The sequence below is a fragment of the Actinocorallia lasiicapitis genome (assembly GCF_054778695.1).
The window spans coordinates 1-10,600 of the sequence record NZ_BAAGZI010000193.1 but is presented as its reverse complement, the minus strand read 5'-3'; the positions used below and the strand labels follow the sequence as shown (position 1 = coordinate 10,600).

Here is a 10,600-nt window from a genome sequence, read left to right as displayed (position 1 = left end):
GCGCCGTCACGAGCGGGTGGTAGGGCAGGCACATCGCCTCGTCGCACTGGCCGTGCAGGACGACCGCGCCGGTCTCGGCCAGCACGGTCGTGAGCGCGTCGCCGGTGAGCCCGCGGACGTCGACGGTCTCGACGGCGACCGTGCGGGACCCCTGCGGCAGCACCTCGTACGAGCCGTCCGCGGCGCGCAGCCGGAGGCTGTCGTGGTGGTCGACGACCGTCTGGTAGGCGCGGGTCAGGTCGGCGGGGGCCAGGTGCGGCGCGACCCGCAGCATCATCCGCTGGCTGTAGCTCCCGGTCGGCCCCTGGAGCGACTCGAACCAGCGCAGGATCGGGGTGGCGGGGACGGGACCGAGCCCGGCGCCCTCCGGTTCGGCCTCGAAGGCGTCCTCGTCGGCGGGCCGGGCGATCGCGGCGAGCTCGGCGACGGTCTGGTGCTGGAACACCTCGCGCGGGGTGACGGCCAGCCCTTCCTGGCGGGCCCGCGCGACGAGCTGGATCGCGATGATCGAATCGCCGCCGAGGTCGAAGAAGCCGTCGTCGATGCCGACCTTCGGCAGGCCGAGCACCTCGGCGAACAGTGCTGCCAGGGTCTCCTCGTGGCCGTCGCGGGGGCCGCGCCCGGTGACGTTCGCGGTGAAGTCGGGGGCGGGCAGCGCCTTGCGGTCGAGTTTGCCGTTGGCGGTCAGCGGCAGAGCGTCGAGGAAGACGACGGCCGCGGGCACCATGTAGTCGGGCAGGTCGCGGTTGACGAACCGGCGCAGCTCGCCGGTGTCGACGGGCTCGCCGACCGCGTAGGCGACCAGCCGCCGGTCGCCGGGCCTGTCCTCGCGGACGATCACGGCGGCGTCGGTGACGGCCTCGTGCCGGACCAGCGCGGACTCGATCTCGCCGAGCTCGATCCGGAACCCGCGGAGCTGGACCTGCTGGTCGGCGCGGCCCAGGTACTCCAGGGAGCCGTCGCGCCGCCAGCGGCCGAGGTCGCCGGTCCGGTACATCCGCTCGCCGTCCGTGCCGAACGGGTTGGCGGGGAACCGTTCCGCGGTGAGGTCGGGGCGGTTGAGGTAGCCGCGCGCGAGGCCGGGGCCCGCGACGTACAGTTCGCCCACCGTGCCGGGCGGGACGGGCTGGAGCCGGTCGTCCAGCACGTAGATCCGCAGGTCGGGGATGGGCACACCGATGATCGAGCCGGGGGCCTCGGCGCAGTAGGCGCGGTCGAGCGGCTGGTAGGAGACATGGACGGTCGTCTCGGTGATGCCGTACATGTTGACCAGGCGGGGCGCGTCGTCGGCGTGGCGGGAGTACCAGTCGTCGAGCCGCTTGAGCTCGAGCGCCTCACCGCCGAAGATCACATAACGCAGCGCCAGGTCGGCCGGCTTCTCCGCGTCGGCCGCCATGAGCTGGTAGAACGCCGACGGCGTCTGGTTCAGCACCGTCACCCGCTCAGCGGCCAGCAGCTTCAGGAACTCCTCAGGCGAACGCGAAGTCGCGTAGGGGACGACCACCAGACGGCCCCCGTACAGCAGCGGGCCCCACAGCTCCCAGACGGAGAAGTCGAACGCATAGGAATGGAACAGCGTCCACACATCATCGGGACCGAACCCGAACCAGTGCTCGGTGGAGCCCATCAGCCGGATCACGTTGGCGTGCGGGATCACCACACCCTTGGGACGGCCCGTCGAACCCGACGTGTAGATCACGTAGGCGGGGTCCAGGGGCGACATCGCGACGACCGGGTCGGTGTCGGGGCGGCCCTCGGTGGCGGCGAGGACGGCGGCGTCCACGGTGAGGACGGGACGGGAGTCCTCGATCATGTAGGCGATGCGGTCGGCCGGGTAGTCGGGGTCCACCGGCACGTAGGCGGCGCCGGACTTGAGCACGCCGAGCACCGCGACGACCAGGTCGAGCGAGCGGGGCAGGGCGATCGCGACGAACGCGCCCGGCCGCGCACCCTGGTCGATCAGATGGGCGGCGAGCCGGTTGGCGCGGGCGTTGAGCTCCCCGTAGGTGAGGGTCGCGCCGTCGCAGGTGACGGCGGGCGCCTCGGGTGCGCGGGCGGCCTGCGCCTCGAACACCGCGTGGATCGTGGTGGGGGCGGCGGCCGAGGCAGGCTGGGCGCCGCCGGAGGACCAGACGTCGAGGATCGTGGCGCGCTCGGACTCCGCGAGCAGGTCGACCGAGCCGATGGGGGCGTCGGGGTCGGTGGCGACGGCCGTCAGCAGCCGGACCAGCCGGTCGGCGAGGTCGCGGGCGGTGGCCGGGTCGAACAGGTCGAGCGCGTACTCAAGCCCGGCTTCGATCCCGGCGGGGCCGCCGTCGGAGCTGTGGGTCTCCTCCAGGTACAGCGACAGGTCGAACTTGGCGGCGCCCGTCGGCAGGTCGAGGGCCGCGACGGTCAGCCCGTCGAGCTCGGCGCGTGCCTCCGGGTTGTTCTGGAAGGAGAGCACGACCTGGAACAGCGGGTGGCGGCCCATGTGCCGGTCGGGGTTGAGCGCTTCCACGAGCCGTTCGAACGGCAGGTCCTGATGGGCGTAGGCCGCCAGATCCGTCTCCCGGACCCGCGCGACCAGCTCACGGAAGGTGGGGTCGCCGGAGGTGTCCGTCCGCAGGACGAGCATGTTGACGAACATGCCGACCAGATCGTCCAGGGCCTCATCGGTACGGCCCGCGATGGGTGAGCCCACCGGGATGTCGGTGCCCGCGCCCACCCTGGTCAGCAGGGCCGCGTAGGCCGCCTGCATGACCATGAACAGGGACGCGCCGGTCTCCCTGGCGAGCTGCTGCAGACCGCGGTGGACGGCGGCGTCGATGGTGAACGGCAGGGTCGCGCCGCGGAACGACGCCTGCTCGGGGCGGGGCCGGTCGGCGGGCAGGTCGAGCTGCTCGGGCAGCCCGGACAGCGCCTGCGTCCAGTAGGAGATCTGGCCGTCGAGGAGCCCGTCGAACAGGTCGTTCTGCCAGAGCGTGTAGTCGGCGTACTGGACGGGCAGCGGCGCCCACAGCGGCGGCTCGCCCCTGCGGCGCGCCTCGTAGGCGGTGACGACGTCGCGGGCCAGGGGCGCCATCGACCAGCCGTCGCCGGCGATGTGGTGCAGGACCAGGACGAGCACATGGTCGTCTTCGGCGAGGCGGAGCAGGCCGACCCGGAACGGCGGCTCGACCGACAGGTCGAAACCGGTGCCGGCGAGGGTGGCGAGCCGCACCGGGAGGTGCGCTTCGGTGGTCTCGGCGACCCGCAGGGCGGGGGTGGCGGCGGCCGGGTCCAGGACGAGCTGGCGGGGGGTGCCCGAGGCGTCCGGGAAGATCGTCCGCAGGGTCTCGTGCCGGGCGACGACGTCGGCGAGGGCCCGGCCCATGGCGTCGAGGTCGAGCGCGCCGGTGAGGCGGAGCGGGATCGGCAGGTTGAACGTCGCCGACGGGCCCTCGAACCGGTTGAGGAACCACAGGCGCTGCTGCGCGTACGACAGCGGCACCGCGGCGGGCCGTTCCCGGGCGGTGAGCGCGGGCCTGGCGGCCGCGCCCTCCGCGCGGTCCAGCCGGACGGCCAGCTCGGCGACGGTCGGCGTCTCGAACAGCGCCCGGATCGGCAGTTCGACGCCCAGCACCGACCGGACCTGGCTGATCAGCCTGGTCGCGGTGAGGGAGTCGCCGCCGAGTTCGAAGAAGGAGTCCTCGACCCCGACCCGGCCGAGGCCCAGCACCTCGGCGAAGACCCCGGCCAGGATCTCCTCCTGCGGGGTGCGGGGGCCGCGTCCCGCGCCGATCCCGGCGTCGGGGGCGGGCAGCGCCCTGCGGTCGAGCTTGCCGTTGGGGGTGAGCGGCAGTTCGGGAAGCTGGACGACCACCGGCACCATGTAGTCGGGGAGCGTCTCGGCGGCGAACGCCCGCAGCTCCTGCGCCGACACGGCCTCCCGGGTCACCACATAGCCGACGAGCCGTTTGTCGCCCGGCCGGTCCTCGCGGGCGATGACGGCGGCCTGCGCGACGAACGGATGCCGTTCGAGCGCCGTCTCGATCTCGCCGAGCTCCACCCGGAACCCGCGGATCTTCACCTGGTCGTCGGCGCGACCCAGGTACTCCAGGGTGCCGTCGGGCAGCCAGCGCACCAGGTCGCCGGTGCGGTACATGCGCTCGCCCGGCGCGCCGAACGGGCAGGCCGTGAACCGCTCGGCGGTCAGCCCGGCCCGTCCGAGGTAGCCGTGCGCGAGCAGCGGGCCCGCGACGTACAGTTCGCCCGGCACTCCCTCGGGGACCTGCCGCAGCGAACCGTCCAGCACGTAGGGGCGGCTGTTGCGGAACGCGGCGCCGATGTTGGGCTTCGCGCCCGGCAGGACGGGGCCGTTGAAGAAGTCGACGGACGCCTCGGTCGGCCCGTAGAAGTTGCCGACGCGCAGCCCCGGCAGAGCCGCCAGGTCCTCCCAGAGCGCCTCGCCGAGCGCTTCGCCGCCGAGCAGCACGGTCGACACCCCGGCCTCGAGTACGCCCAGCTCGCGCAGCGTCTGGAAATGCGAAGGCGTGGTGTTGACCAGGTCGACGGCGCGGTCGCGCACGTAGCGGACGAGCGCTTCGGAGTCGCGGCGCACGGCGTCGTCGATGATGTGCAGCTCCTGGCCGAACACCATGAGCAGCAGCCCGTGCCAGGACGTGTCGAACGAGAACGACGCGGTGTGGGCGAACCGCACCCGGCGTCCGGCGTCGGCGACGACCGGTCCCCAGAAGTCCGCGGCGTGCCCGTCGTGGTAGTTCACCAGGCCGCGGTGCGGCACGACGACGCCCTTGGGCCGTCCCGTCGAACCCGAGGTGTAGATCACGTAGGCCGGGGAGTCCGGGTGGATCTTGACGTCGGGCGCGGCCGCCGGGCCGTCGCCCAGCGCGGCCAGCCACTCGGGAGTGATCTCCAGCGCGGGGGAGGAGTCGGCGAGCATGTAGGCGATGCGGTCGGCCGGGTACTCCGGATCGACCGGCACGTAGGCCGCGCCGGTCTTCAGCACGCCGAGGATCGCGACGACGATCTCCGCGCCGCACGTCAGCCGCAGCGCGACCCGGGCGCCGGTGCCGACGCCGAGCGAGATCAGCTTGTTCGCGACGCGGTTGGCCCGAGCGTCCAGATCCGCGTAGGTCAGGGCGACGAGCCCGCCGGGCCCGGGTGCGCCCTCCCCGGTCGCGGTCGACGGCTCGGGGCTCCGCGCCACCAGGGCCGTGAGGTCAGGGGCGGCGGCGACGCGGGCGTCCCACAGCTCCACGACCGAATCGGCCGAGAGGTCGGCGACTGGGCCCGACCAGGAGGCGAGGGCCGCGCGTTCGGCGTCGGACAGGAGGTCGAGGGAGGCCAGCGGCTGATCGGTGTCGTCGAGGACGGCGTCCAGGAAGCGGGAGACGCGGGCGAGCAGCGCCTGCGCCTCGGGCTCGGTGACGACGTCGGCGCGGTAGTGGATCCGCAGCGACAGCCGCTCGCCCGGCATGATCACGAACGAGAGCGGGAAGTGGGTGGCGTCGTAGGAGTCGAACCCGGTGAGCCGCAGCCCGTTCAGCGTGCCGTCCATCGTGGACGGGTCGAACGGGTAGTTCTCCAGCACCGTGATCGTGTCGAACAGGGCCGGGTGGCCGGCGGCGCGCTGGATGTCCGACAGCCCGAGGTGGTGGTGCGGGAGCAGCTCGGCCTGCTCCTCCTGGAGCCGTTCGAGCAGGTCGGCGATGGTGTCGTCGCGGCCGACGCGGACCCGGATCGGCAGCGTGTTGATGAACAGGCCGATCATGTCCTCGACGCCCGGCAGGTCGGCGGGGCGACCGGACACGGCCTGCCCGAACACCACGTCGTCGCGGCCGGTGAGCCTGCCGACGACGATGCCCCACGCGGCCTGGAGCAGCGTGTTGATCGTGACGCCGTGGCGGCGGCCGACCCTGGTGAGCTTCTTGGTGACGGCCGCGTCGAGCTCGATCCGGACCCGCTGCGGGATCACGGCGGGCAGTTCGGCGGCGTGCGGGGCGACCAGCGTCGGCTCGTCGAGCCCGGCCAGGGCCTCCTGCCAGGCGGCTTCGGCGGCCTTGCGGTCCTGCTTGGCCAGCCACGCCAGATAGCTCTTGTAGGCGGTGGGGCGGGGCAGGCCCGTGTCGGTGCCGCCGGCGAGGTAGAGCGCGAACAGCTCGGTCGCCAGGACGGGGGTCGACCAGCCGTCCAGCAGGATGTGGTGGTTGGTGAAAATCAGCCGGTGCCGTTCGGGCGCGGTCCTGACCAGGACGAAGCGGAGCAGCGGCGGGTCGAGCAGGTCGAACCGGTGCAGCCGCTCGGCGAGGACCCGCGCGGCGGCCTCCTCCTCGGTCAGCTCGACCTCGAACCAGGGCAGCGCGACGTCACGCGGGATCACCTGGACGGGACGGCTGACGTCCTGGTCGGTGAAGGCCGCGCGCAGGTTCGGGTGGCGGCGCAGCAGGGTCTCGGCCGCGCCGCGCAGCGCGGCCACGTCCAGCGGCCCTTCGAGGTCGAGGACGAGCTGCGCGGTGTAGACGTCCTGGTCGTCGTATTTCGCATGGAAGAAGAAGCCCTGCTGGAGCGGCGAGAGCGGAAGGATGTCCTCCAGGCCGTTTCCGGCGGTGTCCCTCGCCTGGCTCACCCTTCACTCCCCTTTTTCCGCCATGCGGCCTGAATCGCTTCGATCTCGGATTGTTCCAATTCGACCAGAAGGTCGGAGCTGGTGAAGCCACCGGCGTTCTCGTCCCGTGCGTGGGCGACGAGCCCGCGCAACGCCGCGAACCAGGCTTCGCCCAGCGCGCGGACCTCGTCCTCGGTGAACAGCGCGCCCGGCCAGCTCCACGTCACGGCCAGCTCGGGGCCGCCGGGGCCGTCGTAGGCGATCGCGCTGATCTCCAGCGGGTGCGCGGCTGGCATCGCCGGGTCCTCCCCGGACGGCAGCGGCTCGGGCGCGGGGCTCCAGTCGCCCTCGTCCCGGCCGACCCGGCCCAGGTAGTTGAACGCGATCTGGGCCTGCGGCAGGTCCTCCAGCTCCTCGCCGGTCTCGGCGTTGAGATGGCGGAGCAGGCCGAAGCCGATGCCGTTGTCGGGCACCTGCCGCAACTGCTCCTTCACCTTCTTGATCGCCTGCCCGGCAGCCTCGCCGCCCGCGCCGACCTCGGCCCAGTCGCTGGGGCCCGGGTCCAGCCGGACGGGGTAGAGGCTGGTGAACCAGCCGACCGTCCGGGACAGGTCGACGCCGGGGAACAGCTCCTCACGGCCGTGGCCCTCGAGATCGACGAGCAGCCCGGTGCCGCGGCCGCCGCGCTGCTTGCGCCAGTGGGCGGCGGCCAGCGCGAGACCGGTCAGCAGCACGTCGTTGACCCGGCCGTGGAAGACCGTGGGAACGGTGCTGAGCAGCGGTTCGTCGGTCTCGGCGCGCAGCGTCAGGGTGAGTTGGCGGGCGGTGGCCGCCGTGTCGGCCGCCGGGTCGAGCGCCCGCGCGGCGAGCCTCGGGTTGGTGCCCTCGACCAGGTCGAGCGAGGTGTCGAGCTCCTTCACCCGCTCCGGGTCGGCGGCCTCCGCGGTGAGCCGCTGCGCCCAGCGCCGGAACGACGCGGGGACGGGCGCCAGCACCAGGCCGACGAGCGCGCTGACGAAGTCAGGCAGCAGGATCCGCCAGGAGACGCCGTCGACGACCAGATGGTGCAGCACGAACAGCAGGCGGCCCTGCTCGTCGCCGGCGTCGAACCAGACGATCCGGCCGGTGTGGCCCTCGGCCGGGTCGAGTTTCGCGGCGGCGGCGCGGACCTCCGCGTGGATGGTCTCCAGCCGTTCGGCGTCGCCGAGCCCCGCGACCGGGACCCGGGTGACCAGGCCCTCGGCGGGCACCGCGCCGACCGGCCGGACGACCGGCGGGCCGTCGGCGTCCAGCCGGAGCCTCAGCATGTCGTGGTGGTCGAGGGTGCGCCGCCAGGCGTCCGTCAGCGCCTCGACATCCTGGCCGGGCGGGACCCGCAGCAGCACCGACTGGTGGAAGCCGTCGCTGGAGCCGCCGCGCTCACGCAGCCACGCCATGATCGGGGTGACCGGGACGGGGCCGAGGCCCGCGCCTTCGGGTTCGGTCTCCAGCTGGGCGTCGGCGGCGTTGCGGGCGATCGCGGCGAGCTCGGCGACGGTCTGGTGCTGGAACACCTCGCGCGGGGTCAGCAGCAGCCCGGACTGGCGGGCCCGGGAGACGAGCTGGATCGCGATGATCGAATCGCCGCCGAGGTCGAAGAAGCCGTCGTCGGCGCCGGCGCGGGCGGGCAGTCCGAGGACCTCGGTGAACAGGTCGGCGAGGAGTTCTTCGCGTTCGCCGCCGGGGGCGCGGCCGGACGCGCCGACCGTGATCTGCGGTGCGGGCAGGGCGCGGCGGTCGAGCTTGCCGTTGCCGGTGAGCGGCAGCGCGTCGAGCAGGACGACCGCCGAGGGGATCATGTGGGTGGGCAGGTCCGCGCCGACGAACGTCCGGATCTCCTGGGCGTCGAGCTCGCCGTCCGCGACGACGTAGGCGACGAGCCGTTTGTCGCCCGGCCGGTCCTCGCGGTCGATGACGGCGGTGTCGCGGATCCGCGGGTGCTTGGCGAGCGCGGCTTCGATCTCGCCGAGCTCGATCCGGAATCCGCGGATCTTGACCTGGAAGTCGGAGCGGCCGAGGTATTCCAGGGTGCCTTCGCGGGTCCAGCGGGCGAGGTCGCCGGTCCGGTACATGCGGCTGCCGGGGGTGCCGTGCGGGTCGGCGACGAACCGTTCGGCGGTGAGGGCGTGCCGGTCGTGGTAGCCGCGGGCCAGGCCCGCCCCGGCGACGTACAGTTCGCCGACGACCCCGGCGGGGACGGGCTGGAGCCGGTCGTCCAGCACGTAGATCCGCAGGTCGGGGATGCCGGTGCCGATGTGGGAGCCGGGCGCGGTCGCGCAGTACACCTCGTCGAGCGCGAGGTGGGTGACGTGCACGGTCGTCTCGGTGATGCCGTACATGTTGACCAGGACGGTGTCGGCGTGCCGTGCGTACCAGTCGCCCAGCCGCTTGAGCTCGAGCGCCTCACCGCCGAAGACCACATAACGCAACGCCAGGTCAGCGGGCTGCTCCGCGTCGGCCGCCATGAGCTGGTAGAACGCCGACGGCGTCTGGTTCAACACCGTGACGCGCTCAGCGGCCAGCAACTTCAGGAACTCCTCAGGCGAACGCGAAGTCGCGTAGGGGACGACCACCAGACGGCCCCCGTACAGCAACGGACCCCACAGCTCCCACACCGAGAAGTCGAACGCATAGGAATGGAACAGCGTCCACACATCATCGGGACCGAACCCGAACCAGTGGTCCGTCGAGGTCATCAACCGGATCACATTGGCGTGCGGGATCACCACACCCTTGGGACGGCCCGTCGAACCCGACGTGTAGATCACGTACGCCGGGTGTTCGGGGTCGATCGCCACGGCGAGGTCGGTCGCCTCGTAGGAGTCGAGCGGGGCCGCCGCGTAGAACTCCTCGTCGACCGTCAGGGCGGGCCGGGCGTCTTCGAGGGTGTAGGCGATGCGGTCGGCCGGGTAGTCGGGGTCGATCGGCACGTAGGCCGCACCCGACTTGAGCACGGCGAGCACCGCGACGACCAGCTCCAGGGAGCGGGGCAGCCGGAGCGCGACGAACGCCTCAGGGCCCGCGCCCCGCGCGCGCAGATGGCGGGCCAGCCGGTTGGCACGGCCGTTGAGCTCGGCGTAGCTGAGGGTGGTGTCCTCGAACGTGACGGCCGGGGCGTGCGGGTTCGCGGCCGCGCGCGCCTCGAACGCCGCGACGATCGTCGGCGGGAGCTCCGCCGTGGCGGCGGGCGACGCCGCCCATGCGGTGAGGATGGTGGAGCGTTCGCCGTCGGTCAGCAGGCTGGTCGCGCTGAGCGGCGCGTCGGGTGTGGCGAGCAGCGCGGCGAGCCCGCGTTCGAACCGGGCGAGGAAGTCGTCCGCGGTGCGCGGGTCGTACAGGTCGAGCGCGTACTCCAGCTCGCAGTCGAGCCCCGCGGGCGCGCCGTCGGCGGTGAACCGCTCGGTGAGCATCAGGAGCTGGTCGAAGCGGGACACCCCGGCGGTGAGGGGTTCGACCTGGGCGGTGAAGCCGTCGTGGTCGAGCCGCGCCTCGGGGTTGTTCTGGAAGGTGAGGCCGTTCTGGAACAGCGGGTGGCGGCCCATGTGGCGCTCGGGGTTGAGCACGTCCACGAGCCGTTCGAACGGCAGGTCCTGATGGGCGTAGGCCGCCAGATCCGTCTCCCGGACCCGCGCGACCAGCTCACGGAAGGTGGGGTCGCCGGAGGTGTCCGTCCGCAGGACGAGCATGTTGACGAACATGCCGACCAGATCGTCCAGCGCCTCGTCGGTGCGGCCCGCGATGGGTGAGCCGACCGGGATGTCGGTGGTGCCGGACAGCTTCGCCAGGACCGTCGCGTACGCGGCCTGGACGACCATGAACGGCGACGAGCCGGTGGCGCGGGCGAGCTCCACGACCCGGCCGTGGACGTCGGCGGGCACCGTGGCGTGTGCCGTGCCGCCGCGGAACGACGCCTGCTCGGGGCGGGGCCGGTCGGCGGGCAGGTCGAGCTGCTCGGGCAGCCCGGACAGCGCC

Annotated in this window: 2 protein-coding genes; both read right to left on the bottom strand. The window is 72.9% G+C overall.

The annotated features are described in order from the left end of the window. Positions 1–6,610, bottom strand: a 6,610-nt coding sequence (locus ACYVE7_RS20480) for an amino acid adenylation domain-containing protein (protein ID WP_460366569.1), incomplete at its 3' end; no start/stop codon positions are given. After that, positions 6,607–10,600 (bottom strand): amino acid adenylation domain-containing protein (locus ACYVE7_RS20475; protein ID WP_460366568.1); only part of this gene is annotated, 3,994 nt, incomplete at its 5' end. The genes ACYVE7_RS20475 and ACYVE7_RS20480, both read right to left, overlap by 4 nt.